At 71.8% G+C, this 17,523-nt stretch carries 14 protein-coding genes, 1 tRNA gene and 1 riboswitch; of the genes, 7 read left to right on the forward strand and 8 right to left on the reverse strand.

The genetic code is table 11. The features are described 5' to 3' along the window. Nucleotides 1–261 precede the first annotated feature (261 nt). From efp to BMW67_RS12320, 5 genes are all read left to right on the forward strand, one after another. Nucleotides 262–822, forward strand: coding sequence for an elongation factor P (efp, locus tag BMW67_RS12300; RefSeq protein WP_072747852.1), 561 nt, complete (start codon nucleotides 262–264; stop codon nucleotides 820–822). 103 nt (nucleotides 823–925) lie between these two features. Next, entirely contained in the window at nucleotides 926–1,720 is a 795-nt protein-coding gene (locus tag BMW67_RS12305; protein WP_072747853.1) for an inositol monophosphatase family protein, read from the forward strand. A gap of 99 nt (nucleotides 1,721–1,819) precedes the next feature. Continuing rightward, nucleotides 1,820–3,025, forward strand: coding sequence for a biopolymer transporter ExbB (locus BMW67_RS12310; RefSeq protein ID WP_072747854.1), 1,206 nt, complete (start codon nucleotides 1,820–1,822; stop codon nucleotides 3,023–3,025). Nucleotide 3,026: 1 nt separating this feature from the next. Beyond that, complete coding sequence (locus BMW67_RS12315; protein WP_072747855.1) at nucleotides 3,027–4,922, forward strand: peptidoglycan -binding protein; 1,896 nt, start codon at nucleotides 3,027–3,029, stop codon at nucleotides 4,920–4,922. A 75-nt stretch (nucleotides 4,923–4,997) separates the two neighbouring features. Further along, nucleotides 4,998–5,073 (forward strand) — tRNA-Glu (locus tag BMW67_RS12320). 107 nt (nucleotides 5,074–5,180) lie between these two features. On the opposite strand, the gene clpA is transcribed toward BMW67_RS12320, so the two are convergent. From clpA to BMW67_RS16180, 4 genes are all read right to left on the reverse strand, one after another. After that, nucleotides 5,181–7,499: an ATP-dependent Clp protease ATP-binding subunit ClpA gene (gene clpA / locus BMW67_RS12325; RefSeq protein WP_072747955.1), complete on the reverse strand. Its 2,319-nt coding sequence runs from the start codon at nucleotides 7,497–7,499 to the stop codon at nucleotides 5,181–5,183. A 148-nt stretch (nucleotides 7,500–7,647) separates the two neighbouring features. Next, nucleotides 7,648–8,019, reverse strand: a complete 372-nt coding sequence (gene clpS, locus BMW67_RS12330) for an ATP-dependent Clp protease adapter ClpS (protein WP_072747856.1) — start codon at nucleotides 8,017–8,019, stop codon at nucleotides 7,648–7,650. Between the two features lie 178 nt (nucleotides 8,020–8,197). Continuing rightward, complete coding sequence (locus tag BMW67_RS12335; protein WP_072747857.1) at nucleotides 8,198–8,644, reverse strand: phasin family protein; 447 nt, start codon at nucleotides 8,642–8,644, stop codon at nucleotides 8,198–8,200. Between the two features lie 62 nt (nucleotides 8,645–8,706). Next, a complete protein-coding gene (locus tag BMW67_RS16180; RefSeq protein ID WP_256598392.1) occupies nucleotides 8,707–8,835 on the reverse strand; it encodes a hypothetical protein in 129 nt (42 codons plus the stop codon). Nucleotides 8,836–8,929: 94 nt separating this feature from the next. Between BMW67_RS16180 and BMW67_RS12340 the strand changes: the two genes are divergently transcribed. After that, the gene (locus BMW67_RS12340; RefSeq protein ID WP_072747858.1) at nucleotides 8,930–10,042 is read left to right on the forward strand and encodes a D-alanyl-D-alanine carboxypeptidase family protein; all 1,113 of its coding nucleotides are present in this window, start codon (nucleotides 8,930–8,932) and stop codon (nucleotides 10,040–10,042) included. A 55-nt stretch (nucleotides 10,043–10,097) separates the two neighbouring features. On the opposite strand, the gene BMW67_RS12345 is transcribed toward BMW67_RS12340, so the two are convergent. After that, nucleotides 10,098–11,273 (reverse strand): iron-containing alcohol dehydrogenase, encoded by a 1,176-nt coding sequence (locus BMW67_RS12345; protein ID WP_072747859.1) that lies wholly within the window; start codon nucleotides 11,271–11,273, stop codon nucleotides 10,098–10,100. Nucleotides 11,274–11,437: 164 nt separating this feature from the next. On the opposite strand from BMW67_RS12345, the gene BMW67_RS12350 reads away from it, so the two are divergent. Beyond that, complete coding sequence (locus tag BMW67_RS12350) at nucleotides 11,438–13,159, forward strand: Y-family DNA polymerase (protein WP_425433838.1); 1,722 nt, start codon at nucleotides 11,438–11,440, stop codon at nucleotides 13,157–13,159. A gap of 14 nt (nucleotides 13,160–13,173) precedes the next feature. On the opposite strand, the gene BMW67_RS12355 is transcribed toward BMW67_RS12350, so the two are convergent. The 3 genes from BMW67_RS12355 to BMW67_RS12365 all read right to left on the reverse strand — a co-directional run bounded on the left by BMW67_RS12355 (nucleotide 13,174) and on the right by BMW67_RS12365 (nucleotide 17,305). After that, complete coding sequence (locus BMW67_RS12355) at nucleotides 13,174–14,622, reverse strand: TrkH family potassium uptake protein (RefSeq protein WP_072747860.1); 1,449 nt, start codon at nucleotides 14,620–14,622, stop codon at nucleotides 13,174–13,176. 341 nt (nucleotides 14,623–14,963) lie between these two features. Continuing rightward, nucleotides 14,964–16,037 carry a GTP cyclohydrolase FolE2 gene (gene folE2 / locus BMW67_RS12360; RefSeq protein WP_072747861.1) on the reverse strand — a complete coding sequence of 358 codons (1,074 nt, stop codon included), beginning with the start codon at nucleotides 16,035–16,037 and terminating at the stop codon, nucleotides 14,964–14,966. A gap of 71 nt (nucleotides 16,038–16,108) precedes the next feature. Beyond that, nucleotides 16,109–17,305, reverse strand: coding sequence for an O-succinylhomoserine sulfhydrylase (locus tag BMW67_RS12365; RefSeq protein ID WP_072747862.1), 1,197 nt, complete (start codon nucleotides 17,303–17,305; stop codon nucleotides 16,109–16,111). Nucleotides 17,306–17,365: 60 nt separating this feature from the next. Continuing rightward, nucleotides 17,366–17,444, reverse strand: a riboswitch (SAM riboswitch). Nucleotides 17,445–17,523: the final 79 nt, after the last annotated feature.

Here is a 17,523-nt window from a genome sequence, read left to right on the forward strand (position 1 = left end):
TTTCCTGCTCGGTTTCCGCTCACCTGTGGTTAAGAATGGCGGCAAATTCGCGGAGAAGTCAACCTGAGATTGATAAAAATGTGTTGTTTTACAGTATATTAACCTTCGTTAAGTCTCGGTTAATGCAACCGAAGGCTGTGACGATCCCGCCTGCGCGGCGCGACGTCCGGCGCTTGCCGGCGCGCACGGGCGACGATATACCGCCCACGACCGGCCGAGCGGCGGGCGCCCCGCGCCGCGGCGAGCAGATGGAACAGAGCGATGAAGATCAACGGCAACGAAATCCGCCCGGGGAACATTATCGAGCATGACGGCGGCCTGTGGGTCGCGGTCAAGACCCAGCACGTCAAGCCGGGCAAGGGCGGCGCCTTCGCGCAGGTCGAGCTCAAGAACCTGCGCGACGGGCGCAAGCTGAACGAGCGTTTCCGCTCGGCCGACAAGGTCGAGCGCGTGCGTCTCGAGCAGAAGGATCAGCAGTTTCTTTACGAGAACGACGGCATGCTGGTCTTCATGGACGCCGAGACCTTCGAGCAGATCGAGCTGCCCGCCGACCTTCTGGGCGAGCGCCGGCCCTTCCTGCAGGACGGCATGACCGTCGTCGTCGAGTATCACGAATCCGAGGCGCTCAACGTCACGCTGCCCGAGAAGGTGGTGTGCACGGTGGCCGACACCGAGCCGGTGGTGAAGGGGCAGACGGCGGCGAACTCGTTCAAGCCGGCGGTGCTGGACAACGGCGTGCGAATCATGGTCCCGCCCTTCGTCGGCGTGGGCGAGGCCGTGGTGGTCAACACCGAGACCATGGAATACGTCGAGCGGGCCTGACCCCGCGGGCCGGCGCCGCCGGCCGTCGAATCGCGCCCCTTGCGGGGCCCTGCGCGGGTCATGACCCTTCATGGCCCGCGCGGCCGTTGAAAGGACAGGAAAGATGAGCGTCGGATCGGCCAATCTCAACGTGATGATCAAGGCCGCCCGCCGGGCCGCCCGCAGCCTGCTGCGCGATTTCGGCGAGGTCGAGAACCTTCAGGTCAGCCGCAAGGGCGCGGGCGACTTCGTGTCGCGCGCCGACCTCAAGGCCGAGGAGATCATCCGCACCGAGCTGATGACCGCGCGCCCCAATTACGGCTGGACCGCCGAGGAAAGCGACGCCGAAGAGGGCAAGGACCCCACGCGGCGCTGGATCGTCGATCCGCTGGACGGCACCACCAACTTCCTGCACGGCCTGCCGCACTGGGCGATCTCGATCGCGCTCGAGCACAAGGGCGAGATCGTCTCGGCGGTCATCCTCGACCCCGCCAAGGACGAGATGTTCGTGGCCGAGAAGGGCGCCGGCGCCTGGCTCAACGACCGGCGGCTGCGCGTCTCTGCCCGCACCGAAATGACCGAGATGCTCTTCGCCACCGGCATTCCCTTCGCCAAGAACGCGGGCGATCTGGCGCTGACCATGCAGGACCTGGCGCGGCTCATGCCGCGCTGCGCGGGCGTGCGGCGCATGGGCTCGGCGGCGCTCGACCTGGCCTATGTCGCGGCCGGCCGCTATGACGGCTATTGGGAGCGCAGCCTGAACGTGTGGGACATCGCCGCCGGCGTGCTGATCGTGCGCGAGGCGGGCGGCTTCGTGCAGGACCTGAACCATGCCGACGCCAACCCGCTGGTCACGGGCGACGTGCTGGCGGGCAACGCCGACGGCTTCGAGCGCTTCGCCAGGGTGCTGCGCGGCTGAACGGCGCGTCGCGCGGCTTTGCCCGCGCCGCGCGATCTGTTAGGCGTTTGCGGACAGGGCCCGCGCGGGTGGCGGCGCCCACCGCAGGCAGGATCGCGCATGAAGACCGAACACGGACGCCAGATCGAATTCTCGCAGCCCATCCGCCAGATCGTGATGATGGTCGTGGTCCTGGCGTTGGTCGGAACGGGCGTCTACTTCCTGCAGGGACCGATCCAGCAGGTCTTCTACGCCAATCCCTACCTCAACGGCTTCATCGCCGGCGTCTTCGCCGTGGGCGTTCTGGCCTGCTTCTGGCAGGTGACGACGCTGATCGCGGCCGTCAGCTGGCTTGAAGGCTTCGCCATCGACCGGCCGGGCCATGAATTCGTCGAACCGCCGCGCCTGCTGGTCTCGCTCAGCGCGCTGCTGCGCGACCGGCGCGCGCGCGCCGCGCTGACGGCGACCTCGGCGCGCTCGATTCTCGACACCGTGGCGACGCGGCTGGACGAGATGCGCGACATCACCCGCTACATCGCCAACCTGCTGATCCTGATCGGCCTTCTGGGCACCTTCTGGGGCCTGTCGAACGTCGTCCCCGGCATCGTGGACACGATGCGCTCGCTTTCTCCGCAAGACGGCGAGGGCTCGATGGAGGTGTTCAACAACCTCATGGCCGGCCTCAACGATCAGCTCGAGGGCATGGCCACGGCCTTCGCCTCGTCGCTGCTGGGCCTTGCGGGTTCGCTGGTGGTGGGGCTTCTGGACCTGTTCGCCGGCCATGGGCAGAACCGCTTCTACCGCGAGCTGGAAGAGTGGCTGAGCTCGATCACCCGCATCAGCCTGGCGGGCGAGGAGGGGGGCGCGGGCGCCGGCGCGCTGGCGCTGGAGCTGGCCGAGCGCAGCGCCGAGCAGGTGCAGGAGCTGGCCGCGTTGATGCGCGAGGCCGAAGAGCGCCGCGCCCAGGCCGAAAGCGGCGTCGCGCAGCTGGCCGAATCCGTGCGCCAGCTGGCCATGCGCATGGGCGAGGATCACGAGGCCCTGGCCGCCCTTGCGCGCCGCGGCGCCGACGAGGAGGGGGCGCGGCGGCTCGACCGCATCGCCGCGGCGCAGGAGCGCATCGCCCAGCTGCTCGAGCGCCGCGCCGAGGGCGAGGACGCGCTCGAGGCCGACGCCGAGGCGCGCCTGCGGCTGCGCAACATCGACATGCAGCTGATGCGCCTGCTCGAGGAGGTGTCCGCCGGCCGTCAGGACGCCGTGGCCGAGATCCGCATGGATCTTGCGCGCCTGACCCGGGCCCTGACGGGCGAAACGGGGGAGCGCTGAGATGGCGCTGCGCCGGCGCGGCGGCGGCCGCTTCGAGGCCAATGTCTGGCCCGGTTTCGTCGATGCGATGACGGCGCTGCTCCTGGTGCTGATCTTCGTCCTGTCGATCTTCATGATCATCCAGTTCGTCCTGCGCGACACCATCACCGGCCAGGATCGCGAGCTGGACATCCTGACGCAGGAGCTGGCCGAACTGGCCTCGACCCTGTCCATGGAGCAGCGCCGCGCCGAGGGGCTGAGCGCGCAGCTGGACGTGCTGCGCGCGACCCTGGCCGAGGCCGAGGCCGACCGCGCGCGGCTGGGCGAAGAGCTGGAGAAGGTCGCGCGCCAGCGTGACGACGCGCGCGCGCGCAACGACGCCTTCGAAGCCCAGGTCGCTGCGCTGAGCGCCGATCTTGAGCGCGCGCAGGGCCGCGTCGCGGCGCTGACGCGCGATCTGGACGCGGCGCGCCGGCAGGCCGGCGCCGAAGCCGGGCGCGCCGACGCCGCCGAGGCCGATCTGGCCAAGGCCCGCGCCGCCATCGACGAGCTTGAAAGGGCCAAGGCGCGCGAGATTTCCGAGAAGGAGGCGCTGCAGCTGTCCCTGGCGCGCCTGCGCGAAGAGATCGACGCCCAGGCCGAGGCCGCCCGCCTTGCCGCCGCGCGCCGCGCCGCGCTCGAGGCCATGGTCGCCGATCTGCGCAAGGACGCCAAGGACAAGGAAGCCTCGATCGCCAGCCTGCTGGCGGCGGCCGAGGCGCGCGACGCCGAGCTTGAACGCCAGCGCGCCGCCGCCGCCCGCAGCGCCGAAGAGGCGGCGCGGCTGAAGGACCGGCTCGAGGAGCGCGAAAAGGCCCTGACCGAGCTGCGCCTGACCGCCGAAGAGAAGGAGCGCGTCCTCGCCGCGCTGCAAAAGCGCATGACCGAGGCCGAGAAGGCCCGCGCCATCGAGGCCGCCGCCGCCGAGGCGCTGCGCAAGAAGCTGGCCGGCGCGCAGGACGAGCTGACCGCCGCGACGCTTGCGCTGGAGGAGCAGCGGCGCAAGGCGGAAGAGACGCTGACCCTGCTCGCCGCGGCCGAGGCGGCGCGGCGCAAGGCCGAGCAGGCCTTGCAGGATGCGCGCGGCGAGCTGGACGCCAAGGCCGAGGCGCTGTCGCGCCGCGAGGCGGCCCTGGCCCTGGCCGAGCGCCAGTTGAGCGAAGAGCGCCAGGCCTCGGCCGATCAGGCGCGGCGGGTGGCGCTGCTCAACGAACAGCTGCGCGAGCTGCGCCGCCAGCTCGCCAATCTCCAGAGCCTGCTGGACGAAGCGCGCGCCAAGGACGAGGCGCAGCAGGTGCAGATCGAGAATCTGGGCTCGCGCCTGAACGCGGCGCTGGCGCGCGAGCTGGCGCTCAAGCGGCGCGAGCAGGAGCGTCTGGCCGCCGAAGCGCGCCGCCTTGCCGAAGAGAACAAGACCCTGGCGCAGTATCGTTCCGAGTTCTTCGGCCGAATCAAGGAGGCCCTGGGCGAGCATCCGGGCGTGCGCGTGGTGGGCGACCGTTTCGTGTTCCAGTCCGAGGTGCTTTTCGCCCCCGGCTCGGCCGAGATCGGCCCGGACGGCCGCCGCCAGCTGAGCGAGTTCGCCAAGCTTTTCCGCGGCCTCATGGCCGAGCTGCCGCCGGAGCTGCCCTGGGTGCTGCGCGTGGACGGGCACACCGACGACGTGCCCATCGCGCCGGGCGGGCGCTATCGCGACAATTGGGAGCTGAGCCAGGCGCGCGCGCTGTCGGTGGTGCGGTATCTGATCGAGGTCGAGGGCTTCCCCCCCGATCGCCTCGCCGCCGCGGGCTTTGGCGAATACCAACCGATCGACCCCGCCGACACGCCCGAGGCGCGCGCGCGCAACCGCCGCATCGAGCTGAAGCTGACCGAGCGTTGATCGCGAAGGCGCTGCAAGATTTGCGCAATTCGGGCTTGCAACCTTCCGCACGCGCCGCTATCAGAGGCCCCGGAAGCGCCCTTCGTCTAGCGGTCCAGGACGCCGCCCTTTCACGGCGGAAACACGGGTTCGAGTCCCGTAGGGCGTACCACCCCCTCAGGCACGACAAGCGATCTTCGGCAAGCGCTGCCGCGACGCGCGCATGCGAAAACGGCCGCCCTTTCGGGCGGCCGCCTGCTTTCGCGCGCCGCGCGCCGCTCAGTCGGCGGTGAGCAGCGGCGGCTTCGGGTTCGGGATCTGCGCCTTGCCGTTGGGCAGGATCTCGAGATCCAGCTTGCCGTCCTTGACCCCGACGCGCACCAGCCCGCCCTTGGTCAGGCGTCCGAACAGCAGCTCTTCGGCCAGGGGCTTCTTGATGTGCTCCTGAATCACGCGGCCCAGCGGGCGCGCGCCCATGCGCTCGTCATAGCCCTTGTCGGCCAGCCATTCGGCGGCCGGGCGGGTCAGCTCGATCGACACGCCGCGGTCCATCAGCTGGCCTTCGAGCTGCAGCACGAACTTCTCGACAACCTGCAGGATGACCTCCTTGGGCAGGGGCCCGAAGCTGATGATCGCGTCGAGGCGGTTGCGGAACTCGGGGCTGAAGGTGCGCTCGATGGCGGCTTCGTCCTCGCCCTCGCGGCGCTCGCGGCCGAAGCCGATCGCGCTCTTGGCCAGCTCCGACGCGCCGGCGTTCGAGGTCATGATGAGGATGACGTTTCGGAAGTCCACCGTCTTGCCGTTGTGATCGGTCAGCTTGCCGTGGTCCATCACCTGCAAGAGGATGTTGAACACGTCCGGGTGGGCCTTCTCGATCTCGTCCAGAAGCAGCACGCAGTGCGGGTGCTGGTCGACGCCGTCGGTCAGCAGGCCGCCCTGGTCGAAGCCGACATAGCCCGGAGGCGCGCCGATCAGGCGGCTGACCGAGTGCTTCTCCATGTATTCGGACATGTCGAAGCGCAGCATCTCGACCCCCAGAGTGGCGGCCAGCTGGCGCGCGACCTCGGTCTTGCCCACGCCGGTGGGGCCGGCGAACAGGTAGTTGCCGATGGGCTTTTCGGGCTCGCGCAGGCCCGCGCGCGACAGCTTGATGGCCGAGGCCAGCGCCTCGATGGCGGCGTCCTGTCCGAAGACTACGCGCTTGAGGCTGCCTTCGAGGTCGCGCAGGTTCTGCGCGTCGTCCTTCGAGACGGTCTTGGGGGGGATGCGCGCGATCTTGGCGACCACCTCCTCGATCTCCTTGGGGGTGATGGTCTTGCGGCGCTTGCCGGCCGGCAGAAGGTGCTGGGCGGCGCCGGCCTCGTCGATCACGTCGATGGCCTTGTCGGGCAGCTTGCGGTCATGGATGTAGCGCGCCGACAGGTCCACCGCGGTCTTGATGGCGTCGGCGGTGTAGCGGATGTCGTGATGCTCTTCGAAGTAGGGCTTGAGGCCGCGCAGGATCTTGATCGTGTCCTCGACCGAGGGCTCGTAGACGTCGATCTTCTGGAAGCGCCGCGACAGGGCGCGGTCCTTCTCGAAGTGCTGGCGGTATTCCTTGTAGGTGGTCGAGCCCATGCAGCGCAGCGTGCCCGACTGCAGCGCGGGCTTGAGCAGGTTCGAGGCGTCCATCGCCCCGCCCGAGGTGGCGCCGGCGCCGATGACGGTGTGGATCTCGTCGATGAAGAGGATGGCGTCCTCGTGCTGCTCCAGCTCCTTGACCACGGCCTTGAGCCGCTCTTCGAAGTCGCCGCGATAGCGGGTGCCGGCCAGCAGCGCGCCCATGTCGAGCGAGAAGATCGTGGCGCCCGACAGGATCTCGGGCGTCTCGCCGTCGACGATCTTGCGCGCCAGCCCCTCGGCGATGGCGGTCTTGCCGACGCCGGGATCGCCGACCAGAAGCGGGTTGTTCTTGCGCCGGCGGCACAGCACCTGGATGCAGCGCTCGACCTCGGCCTCGCGCCCGATCAGCGGATCGACGCCGCCTTCGCGGGCCTTTTCGTTGAGGTTGACGCAATACTTGGCCAGGGCGCCCTCGTCGCCCTTCTCGCGCTCGGGCGCGGACTGCGAGGCGGACTCTTCGGCGCCGCGCACGGGGCGCGGTTCGCCGAAGGCGGGGTTCTTGGCCACGCCATGGGCGATGAAGTTGACCGCGTCGTAGCGGGTCATGTCCTGCTCCTGCAGGAAATAGGCGGCGTGCGATTCGCGCTCGGCGAAGATGGCGACGAGCACGTTCGCGCCGGTCACCTCGTTGCGGCCGGAGGACTGCACGTGAATCGCCGCGCGCTGGATCACGCGCTGAAAGCCCGTGGTCGGCGCGGCCTGCGAGCCGTCCACCTCGGACACCAGGGCGTCGAGCTCGTTGTCGATGAACCGGGTCAGCGAGGCGCGCAGCGCGTCCATGTCCACGCCGCAGGCCTGCATGACCCGCGCCGCGTCCGGCTCGTCCATCAGGGCGAGCAGGAGGTGTTCAAGCGTGGCGAGCTCATGCTTGCGCTCGTTCGCCAGGCTCAGAGCGTTGTGAATGGCTTCCTCAAGGGTTTTCGTGAACGAGGGCATGGGCGTCACCTTCTGCATGCGGCCGCGCAAGGTCGCGCGGCGGGAGCGACGGCGCGCCGGGGTGCGCAACCATCGTCTCCATTAGACTTCGGATTTGTAATCGAAGGGTCAAGGGCGCCAGCCGCGATCACGAAATATTTCGCGCCCTTCACTCCTTCTCCATGGTGCATTGAAGCGGGTGCTGGTGCTTGCGGGCGAAGTCCATCACCTGCATCACCTTGGTTTCGGCGACCTCGAACGAGAACACCCCGACCACCGCCACGCCCTTGCGGTGAACGGTCAGCATGATCTCGACGGCGCGCTCGTGGCCGATGCCGAAGAAGCGCTCGAGCACGTGGACGACGAACTCCATGGGCGTGTAGTCGTCGTTCAGCATCAGCACCTTGTACATGCTGGGGCGCTTGGGCCTGGGCTTGGCGGCCACGGCCAGATCGGTGGACGGCGCGCCCGGCGCGTCGTCCTTGTCGTGGTCGGCGGCCGAAAGGATGCGGGCCGCGCGCAGGTCTTCAGTCGGGGTCATGTCGGCCGATCGCTGGAGTTTCCGGCGGCACGGCGCCGCCCGGGAACATATTATAGGATGCGGTCGCCCGGGGAAAAGGGGGCGCGCGCATTCGCCTCCGCTCGCGCGCCCGAATTCGATCGCGGATTCGATCGCGTGCGCCCGGCCCGGGGCCGGACGCGCGCGGGGGCGGCGCGGGTCAGCGCCGTCCGGTCTGCGCCAGCTCGCCGGCGGCGGCGATGCGCTCGGCCACGGGCTCGACGGCCGCGCGCGCGGCGGTCAGGGCGATCTCGTTCATCTTCGTGGCGTGGCCGAGCGCGCTCTCGAAGGCGCGGCGGGCGAATTCGGCCTGCTTCTCGAGCGCGTCGAGGGGGCTGCGCGCCGCCGTCAGCTCGCGCGCGGCGGTCAGGCTCTCCTCGATCGTCTCGCGCGCCAGGGCCAGCGCTTCGGCGTTCATCTCGCCGGCGGCCTTGGCCGCGACGTTCGAGGCGGCGAGCAGCGCATCCACGTTGCCCTGCCCGTAGCGGGCGAGGGTCTCGAGCGAGCGGGCGAGCGACTCGGCCTGGCGGGCGGCGGCGGCGCGGGCCTCGTCGGCCGAGGGGATGGCGACATGGGGCTGGGCGGCGATCTTTTCGGCGGCGGTCATCATGATCTCCGGTGCTTCGGGCGGTCTGTCGGGCGCGGAAACGGCGCCTGGAACGCGATTCTTCACATCTCTTTACGCTGGGTAAATATGGTGACGATGTTGCGGTGCGTCAATGGCGTGCTGCAAGGCAAAATCGCCCATTGGTTGCGCGAATTCGGCCCGATTTCCATTTTCAGAACGTCGCGCAGCATGTTACGCTGCCTTGCGCGTGCGGAAGATGAGGAAAACTCGCGACCACCGGCACGCGCGAGGCGAAAACGTGAAGAGCAGCGTACGAGGGCAGGCATGATCAAGGCGGCGCGAAGGCTGATGCTGGGCGCATTCGTGGCGGCGGCGGCGCTGTTGGGCGCGCTGGCGCCCGAGGCGCGGGCGGCGCAATACGCGGCGCTGGTGATGGACGCCCGCACCGGCGAGGTGCTTTACGCAAGGAATGCCGACACCCCCCTGCCGCCGGCCTCGCTGACCAAGATGATGACCATCTATCTGGCCATCGAGGCGGTGAAGTCGGGCCGGCTCAAGCTGGACCAGAAGGTGCGCGTCTCGGCGCTGGCGGCGCGCCAGCCGCCGTCGCGCATCGGGCTGCGGCCGGGCCAGCTGGTGCGCGTGCGCGATCTGATCCGCGCGGCGGCGGTCAAGTCGGCGAACGACGCGGCCATGGCGCTGGCCGAGGCGGTGGGCGGCTCGAAGGAGCGTTTCGCCCAGATGATGAACCGCAAGGCCAAGGCGCTGGGCATGACCCGCACCAATTTCCGCAACCCGCACGGGCTGACCGAGGCCGGGCATCTGTCGACGGCGCGCGACATGGCCATTCTGGGCCGGCGGCTGTTCTTCGATCACCCCGAGTATTACAACATCTTCGGCCGCAAGAAGACCCGCGCCGTGGGGCGCACGATATACGCGACGAACCGGCGGCTGCTTTCCTCCTATGCCGGCGCGGACGGGATCAAGACCGGATACACCGCGGCTTCGGGCTACAACCTGGTCGCCTCGGCCCATCGCGGAGAAAAGCGGGTGATCGTGTCGGTGTTCGGCGCGCGCTCGTCGCGGCAGCGCACGCAGAAGGTGGCGCAGCTGCTCGACCTTGGCTTCAAGCGCGCGCCGCGCGACGTGGCGGTGATCCGGCCGGGCGCGCCCACGGGGCGCGTCGCCCGCGCGCCGGCGCCGGCCCTGCGGCCGACACCGCCCGCCGGTCTGCTGGCGCAGCTGGGCGAGGCCGTCGTTCCCGCGGCGGCGGCGGCCGAGCTGCGGGCGAGCCGTTCGCGCGCGGCGCCCTTGCGCGCCGAGTTCCCCCCGGACAAGCCGGGCGGCGGCGTGGCCGTGGCTTCGCAGCTGCGCATGGGCGCGGTCTCGCCCGCCGCGGCGCTGCGCGCGCCCGCGCCCAGGCCGCGGCCGCGCTGAGCGTGGCCGCTCGGTCGCCGCGGCGGGCGGGGCGCCTGGCGGCGGCGGTCCCGGTTCAGGAAGCGGCCTCGAGAATCGCGATAAGCGCGCCCGTCTCCAGCGCGACCGGCGCGCCCTTCATCGATGACGAGGCCAGCGATTCCCTGGCCAGCGGCGCGTGGTCCTCGGGGCTGAGCCCAAGCGCGCCGAGGCGCGGCAGGCCCTGGGCGTCGATCCATGCCTGCAGGGCGTCGAAGGCCTCGGGCGCCGGCGCCTCGAGCGCCGCGCCCAGCCACGCGGCGACCTCGTCCAGCCGCGCCTGCGCGCGGGCGTCGGGCCGTTCGGCCAGCGCCTCGCCCGTCGCGCGCAGCACATGAGGCAGAAGGCGGCCGCAGATGGCCCCGTGGGCGCCGCCGACGCGCCCCCCCGCCACGCCCGCCAGGCCATGCACCGCGCCAAGTCCGGCATTGGCCAGCGCCAGGCCGCCGAACAGGCTGGCCAGCGCCATGTCGGCGCGCGCGGCCGCATCGTCGGCGACCGCGCCCGGAGCCGGCTCCATCAGCGCGCGCAGCGCCCGCATGGCGCGCGGGATCGCGTCGCGGCACAGCGCATCGGTCAGCGGGTTGGCGCGGCAGGAAAGGTAGGGTTCGATGACCTGGGTCAGCGCGTCCAGCCCGCTGGCCAGCGTCACCGCGCGGGGCGCGCCGCGGGTCAGCTCGGGATCCACCACCGCCAGGCGCGGCAGCAGCCCCGGATCGCGCAGCGACACCTTGCGCCCATGCTCGGGCACGCCCAGCACGGCGTTGCGCGTGACCTCGGCGCCGGTGCCGGCGGTGGTGGGGATGGCGACCGCCGGCAGGGGCGGCGCGGTCAGGGGGCGGCCCTCGCCGACCACTTCGAGATGGGTCATGACGCCGCTCGGCTGCGGAACAAGGCCGGCGATCGCCTTGGCCGCATCCATGGCCGCCCCGCCGCCAAGGCCCGCCGTCGCCTCGACGCCGAAATCGCGCGCGCGGGCGACGGCCTCCTCGATCATCGCGACGGTGGGCTCGGCGGGAATGCTGACGGGCAGGATCTCGGCCCCCAGCGACTCGAGCGCCTCGGCCAGCCAGCGTCCGCGCCGCGGATCGGCGCCGGTGACCAGCGCCACGCGCCGTCCGAGCGCGCGGATGGCGGGCGCGGCCTGGGCGGCGGCGCCGGGGCCGAAGGCGATGCGGGCGGCGGTGGCGAAGTCGAAGCTCGGCGGGGTCATGCGCTCTCCTGCGGCGGCGCGCGGCGGGGCCGGGCGCGGAACGGGTCGGGATCGGGTCGGGGCGCGAGGATGGCGCGCCGCCCGGCCCGGCGCAAGCGCCTCTTGGCAGGCGCGGCGAGACGGGGCAGAATGAGAACATAAAAGGAACAAAAGGTTCCCCGCGCATGTCCATGATCGATTCCCCGCCCGCGCCCGACGCGCCCCATGCGCCCGCCTCGGCTGCGCCGCGCGGGCGGCGCATCCTGTCGTTGTGGCTGCCGCATATGGGGGCCGAGCGGGCCTTGCGCCGCGCCGGCCTTGACGCCGACGCGCCCTTCGCGCTGATCGCGCCCATCGGCGGCGCGGCGACGGCGGTCTCGGTCAACGCGGCGGCGCTGGCGCTGGGGCTGCGCGCGGGCATTACGCTGGCCGATGCGCGGGCGCTGCATCCCGCGCTGGCCGTGGCCTGGCGCGACCCCGCGGCCGAGGCGCGGCTGCTGGCGGCGCTGCTGCGCTGGGCGGGGCGCTTCAGCCCCTGGGCCGCGATCGAGGACGGACCGCCCGGCGAGGGCGGGCTGATCGCCGATGTGACGGGCTGCGCGCATCTGTTCGGCGGCGAGGCGGCGCTGGCGCGGCTGATGCTGCGCGAGCTGGGCGCGCGCGGACTGACGGCGCGGCTGGCGGTGGCCGATACGCGCGGGGGCGCCTGGGCGCTGGCGCGTTTCGGGGCCGCGTCGCCCGATGGCGCGGCGATCGCGCCGCCGGGAACGTTGCGCGCCGCGCTTGCGCCCTTGCCGGCGGCGGCGCTGCGTCTGCCAGAGGAAACGGTTCGGGCCCTGGCGCGCCTTGGCTTGCGCCGCGTCGGCGACATCGCGGGCATGCCGCGCGCGGCGCTGGCGCGCCGTTTCGGCGTCGAGCTGACGCGCCGCCTGGACCAGGCGTTGGGGGCCGAGCCCGAACCCGTTTCGCCCGCGCGCCCCGCGCCGGTTTTCGCCGTGCGCCTGACCTTGCCCGAGCCGATCGGCTTGCGCGCGGACATCGAGGCGGCGCTGAAGCGTCTGCTCGAGCGTCTGTGCGCCCGCCTCGAGGCCGAAGGGCGGGGCGCGCGCCGGCTGCGGCTCGAGATCCGCCGCGCCGACGGCGGCGCGCAGGCGCAGGAGCTGGGGCTGGCGCAGGCGATGCGCGATCCGGCGCGGATCCTGCCGCTGTTCGACGCCGCGCTTGCGCGGCTGGAGGCCGGTTTCGGCGTCGACGCGGTGCGGCTTGAGGCGACGATGACCGAGCCGTTGTCGGCGCGGCGGGTGCGCGGCTGCCTCGACGCGCAGGCGGCGGCGATGCGCCGCCGCCACGGCCCGCAGGCGCAGCAGGACGCGCAGGCGGCCGAGGCGGCTTTCGCCGATCTGCTGGGGCGGCTTGGCGCGCGCATCGGGATCGAGCGGCTGTTCCGCCTGCATCCGGGCGACAGCCACATCCCCGAGCGCGCCGCCCGCCTGCTCGCGGCGGCCTGGAGCGAGCCGCATGCGGGCGGCTGGCCGCCGCCCGACGCGCCCCGTCCCGCGGCGCTGCTGACGCCCGAGCCCGCGCAGCCTCTGGCGGCGGCGGAGCCGGACGCCGAGAGGGGCGGCGCGCGCCGGGCGGCCGATGGCGGCGCGGCGGGGGGCGAAGGGGGTGGCGGGGCCGAGCGCCCGCCCGTCCGGCTGCGCTGGCGCGGACGGGTTCTGGAGCTGGCGCGCGTCTCGGGCCCCGAGCGCATCGCGCCCGAATGGTGGCTGGACGACCCCGCCTGGCGGGCGGGCGCGCGCGACTACTGGCGCGTCGAGACGACGGCGGGCGCCCGGCTGTGGCTGTTTCGGGTGTTGCGCGCGCCGCCGGGGCAGGGGTGGTTCGTGCAGGGGATCATGCCCTGAGCGCGCCTTGGCGCCTATCGCCGCCAGAACGCCGCCGTCAGCAGGACATAGACCGACACCACCTCGAGCCGGCCGATCAGCATCGCGAAGGCCAGCAGCCATTTGGCCGAATCCGAGAGCGGCGCGAAATTGCCCGACGGGCCGATGATGTCGCCCAGCCCGGGCCCGATGTTGGCCAGCGCCGTCGCCGCGCCCGACACGGCGGTGACGGTGTCGTAGCCCAGCATGCCCATCGCCACCGCCAGCACGCCCAGCGTCAGGAAGAACAGGAAGAAGAACGCCATCACCGAGGAAATGACCTCTTCCTCCAGCGCGCGCTCGCCATAGCGGGCGGGGAACACGCCATGGGGCGTGTGGATGCGCTTGATCTGCGCCGAAATGGCGATCAGCACCACCTGGAAGCGGAAGATCTTGATCGAGCACGAGGTCGAGCCTGTGCATCCCCCGATCAGCCCCATGAGGAAGAACAGCGCGCTCGAGAACGCGCCCCACTGCGTGTAGTCGACGCTGGCATAGCCCGTGCCCGAGATGATCGAGATGGTGTTGAACAGCGCCTCGCGAAAGCTTTCCTCGGCCTCGTCGGGAAAGCGCGCCAGGCGGTAGAGCGTCAGCGCCAGCGTCAGCGCGGCGATGATGGCGACATAGGCGCGCGCCTGCGGGTCGGTCAGCAGCGGCCGCGCCGTGCCGCGCAGCATCTGCACGTAGCGCGCGAAGGGCAGGCTGGCCAGCAGCATGAACACGCTGGCGATGTATTCCACGTTGCGCTCGAAATGCCCCAGCGAGGCGTCGTAATTCGCGAATCCCCCGGTCGAGACGGTGGTCATCGCGTGCACGATGGCGTCGAAGGCCGACATGCCGTCCGCCGCATAGGCCAGCGCGCAGGCCCCCGTCAGCGCCACGTAGATCCACGAGATCGACGCCGCGATCTCGCCCGCGCGGGGCAGGATCTTGCCCAGCGTGTCGAAGGATTCGGAGCGGAAAAACTGCATGCCGCCCACGCGCAGCGTCGGCAGGAAGGCCAGGGCGAAGACGACGATGCCGATCCCGCCGATCCACTGCAGCAGCCCGCGCCAGAGCAGCGTGCCCCGCGGCAGCGTCTCGAGCCCCGAGAACACCGTCGATCCCGTGGTGGTGATGCCCGACATCGCCTCGAAATACGCGTCGGCGAAGCTGGCAGACGGGGCGCCCAGCATGAAGGGCAGCGCGCCGAACAGCGGCAGCATCACCCACACCCCGACCGTCAGCGCGAAGGCCTGCTGGATGCTCAGTCCCTGCGAGCGCCGCGTGCGGCACGCCGCCGCCGCCGCCAGCCCCGCCGTGACCGACAGAAAGCCCGACAGGGCGAAGGCGCGCCAGTTCCCCGCGCCGTCGGCCAGATCCAGCGCGCAGGGCAGCGCCATCGCCGCGCCCAGCGCGGCGACGAGCAGGCCGACGACGTAGATGGCGGGGCGCAGGTCGATCATCGCCGCGGAGCATTGCCCCCTTGCCCGGCGCCTGTCAACGAGGCTCGCCCGCTCGCCCGCTCGCCCGCTCGCCCGCTCGCCCGCTCGCCCGCTCGCCCGCTCGCCCGCTCGCCCGCTCGCCCGCCCGCTTGGGGCCTGCGCCGGCGTGCGGCGCCGGGGGCGTCGCTCGGGGGCGGGCGAACTCGTCAGCGCAGCGCCGCGGCGGCGGGCGCGCCGGCTCGCCCTCTGGCGCAGGTCGCCGCGGCGGGGCGGCGCCGGTCTGCGCAAGGGCCGGGCGGCCGTGCGGGCGGATCGGACCGCGCCCGCCGTTCAGGACCCGCGCGCCCTTTCGCGCGCGCCGCTCAGGCGCGCAGCGTTTCGAAGAAGCGGGGGTCGATGCTGGCTTGGGCGAAGGTCGGCCCGCTGACCAGCACCGACACGGCGTCGTGGCTGTGCAGCGACTCCTGGTGGCTGGCCGCGACGCGGAAATCGCCGATGCGCGGGTCCGCCTCGAGGGCCGCGCACAGCAGACGCGCCGCGTCCTCGACGAAGATCGGATTGGCGCCGTTGAGCTCGGCGAAGGCCTGCTCGTCCTCGCGCTTGACCATCACCTGCGTCTCGGTCGGGATGGCGCGCGCGCACATGTCGATCAGATCCTCGGGCCACAGCCGCTCTGCGCCCTCGGCCAGCGCCGCCGACACGCGCGCCAGCGAGCGCTGCGAATGCGGCGTGGCCATGCGCCCGCGCGCGGCGCGCGCATGCTCGGCCAGCTCGAGCGAGCAGGGGCAGGTCGAGGAATAGACGTAGTCAAGATGCATGGCCCGCAGCCGGCGCCCGCCCGCCTGCGCCAGCTCGAAGGCCAGGTCGTAATACTGCCAGCCCTCGAGCCCGCTGCGCAGCGCCTTGCGCCGCAGCGGCAGGCGCAGGCGCAGCATCAGGCGGGCCTCGTCGCTGTCGAGGTCATGCAGATAGGCGTCGAGGATGCGCCCGAGCGCCTCGAAGTCCATCGGCCCCTGCGCAAGGCGGTAGAAGCTGCGCATGATGCGGCTCATGTTGATGCCCTTGCGCGTGGCCTCGAGCGCGACCGAGCCGACCACCGAGGTTTCCAGCGTCGCCGTTCCCCCGTCGCGCAGCGGCCAGAGCAGCGGCAGGCGGAAGTTCGAGATTCCCACATGCTGGATCGGCCGCCGCGCGCCCCGGATCAGGCTTTCGGGGCCGTTCTGAAGGTCGGGCATGGCGGCCAGGTAGGGCGCGTCGGGGCGGAAGCCCTCGTCATAGACGCGCGCCGGCGCGGCCGCGCCGGATTCGGCCTCGAGCCGGGCGGCCAGCGCCGGATCGGCCCGGCGCAGGCGGCGCAGAACCTCGAGCGCCGCGCGCGCGGCCTCTTCCGACGGCGCGGGTTCGGCGGGCGTCATCGATCCGGGCTTGATGTTCATGCTCGACCTCGTTCCTGTAGATCGCCTACGCCGCGGCAAGCTAGCGCGCCGGCGCGCGAGGGCAAGGCCGCTCAGTCCCCGTTCCGGGCCGCCTCGAGACCCCGCGCAAGGTCGGCGATCAGATCCTCGGGGTCCTCGAGCCCGACCGAGACGCGCACCAGCCCGTCCGAGATGCCCAGCGCGGCGCGCTGCTCGGGGCTGAGCCGCTGGTGGGTGGTGGTGGCCGGATGGGTGACGATGGTCTTGGCGTCGCCCAGATTGTTCGAGATCAGCGCAATGCGCAGCGCGTTCATGAAGCGGAAGGCCGCCGCCTTGCCCCCCCGCAGCTCGAGCGCCAGCATGGTTCCGCCCGAGCTCATCTGCCGCCGCGCCAGCGCGGCCTGCGGATGATCCTCGCGCCCCGGATAGATCAGCCGCGCCAGGGCAGGCGAGCCGGCCAGCGCCTCGGCGATGCGCGCGGCCCCCTCGGCCTGGGCGCGGCAGCGCAGCTCCAGCGTCTCGAGCCCCTTGAGCAGCACCCAGGCGTTGAACGGGCTCAGCGCCGCGCCGGTGTGCTTCATGTAGGGCTCGAGCTCGTCGCGGATGAAGCGGCGCGTTCCCAGCACGACGCCGCCAAGGCAGCGGCCCTGCCCGTCGATGTGCTTGGTGGCGGAGTAGACCACGATGTCGGCCCCCAGCGCCAGCGGGCGCTGGAACATGGGCGTGGCGAAGACGTTGTCCACGATCAGCCGCGCGCCGGCCTCGTGCGCGATGCGCGCCACGGCGGCGATGTCGATCAGCTCGAGCGTCGGGTTGGCCGGGCTTTCGATGAAGCACAGCTTCGTCTCGGGCCGCATGGCGGCGCGCCAGGCGTCAAGGTCGGGGCCGTCGACCAGCGTCGCCTGGACGCCGAAGCGCGGCAGCAGCGTCTCGATGATGTAAAGGCACGAGCCGAACAGCGCGCGCGAGGCCACCACGTGGTCGCCCGCCGCGACCTGGCACATGATGGCCGCGTGAATCGCCGCCATGCCCGAGGCGGCGGCGAAGGCGTCCTCGGCGTCCTCGAGCAGGGCGATGCGCTCCTCGAACATGCGCACGGTGGGGTTGCCGTAGCGGGCGTAGACGAAGCCGGGATCCTCGCCGACGAAGCGCGCCTCGGCGGCCTCGGCGCTGGGATAGGCGAAGCCCTGGGTCAGGAACAGCGCCTCGGACATCTCGCCGAAGGGGCTGCGGACGGTTCCGCCGTGAACGAGGCGCGTGCGGGGGCGAAGCTCTGGGGGCTGGGTCATCTGCGCGTCTTCCCGAGGATACGGGCTCCGAACTGGTCCCGACCGTGCCGATCGGGACGGCGGCGCGCCTGCCCGACCTTTTAGCGGCTTGTTTAACGTGGCCCGCAATCCGGTCGTCCAAATCGCCACGAGCCACGCGCATACGCCCGCGCGCGGCCGCGGTCAAGGGCGCGGGGGCGGCGATTCACGCGATCGCAACGGCTTTGTGGTGAAGTGAA

The sequence above is a fragment of the Oceanicella actignis genome, from assembly GCF_900111545.1.
Lineage (GTDB): Bacteria > Pseudomonadota > Alphaproteobacteria > Rhodobacterales > Rhodobacteraceae > Oceanicella > Oceanicella actignis.

Excerpts from the sequence above, each read along its gene's own strand:
- efp (WP_072747852.1), top strand. The coding sequence starts at position 262 with ATGAAGATCAACGGCAACGAAATCCGCCCGGGGAACATTATCGAGCAT.
- BMW67_RS12305 (WP_072747853.1), top strand. The coding sequence starts at position 926 with ATGAGCGTCGGATCGGCCAATCTCAACGTGATGATCAAGGCCGCCCGC.
- BMW67_RS12310 (WP_072747854.1), top strand. The coding sequence starts at position 1,820 with ATGAAGACCGAACACGGACGCCAGATCGAATTCTCGCAGCCCATCCGC.
- BMW67_RS12315 (WP_072747855.1), top strand. The coding sequence starts at position 3,027 with ATGGCGCTGCGCCGGCGCGGCGGCGGCCGCTTCGAGGCCAATGTCTGG.
- clpA (WP_072747955.1), bottom strand. The coding sequence starts at position 7,499 with ATGCCCTCGTTCACGAAAACCCTTGAGGAAGCCATTCACAACGCTCTG.
- clpS (WP_072747856.1), bottom strand. The coding sequence starts at position 8,019 with ATGACCCCGACTGAAGACCTGCGCGCGGCCCGCATCCTTTCGGCCGCC.
- BMW67_RS12335 (WP_072747857.1), bottom strand. The coding sequence starts at position 8,644 with ATGACCGCCGCCGAAAAGATCGCCGCCCAGCCCCATGTCGCCATCCCC.
- BMW67_RS16180 (WP_256598392.1), bottom strand. The coding sequence starts at position 8,835 with ATGCTGCGCGACGTTCTGAAAATGGAAATCGGGCCGAATTCGCGCAAC.
- BMW67_RS12340 (WP_072747858.1), top strand. The coding sequence starts at position 8,930 with ATGATCAAGGCGGCGCGAAGGCTGATGCTGGGCGCATTCGTGGCGGCG.
- BMW67_RS12345 (WP_072747859.1), bottom strand. The coding sequence starts at position 11,273 with ATGACCCCGCCGAGCTTCGACTTCGCCACCGCCGCCCGCATCGCCTTC.
- BMW67_RS12350 (WP_425433838.1), top strand. The coding sequence starts at position 11,438 with ATGTCCATGATCGATTCCCCGCCCGCGCCCGACGCGCCCCATGCGCCC.
- BMW67_RS12355 (WP_072747860.1), bottom strand. The coding sequence starts at position 14,622 with ATGATCGACCTGCGCCCCGCCATCTACGTCGTCGGCCTGCTCGTCGCC.
- folE2 (WP_072747861.1), bottom strand. The coding sequence starts at position 16,037 with ATGAACATCAAGCCCGGATCGATGACGCCCGCCGAACCCGCGCCGTCG.
- BMW67_RS12365 (WP_072747862.1), bottom strand. The coding sequence starts at position 17,305 with ATGACCCAGCCCCCAGAGCTTCGCCCCCGCACGCGCCTCGTTCACGGC.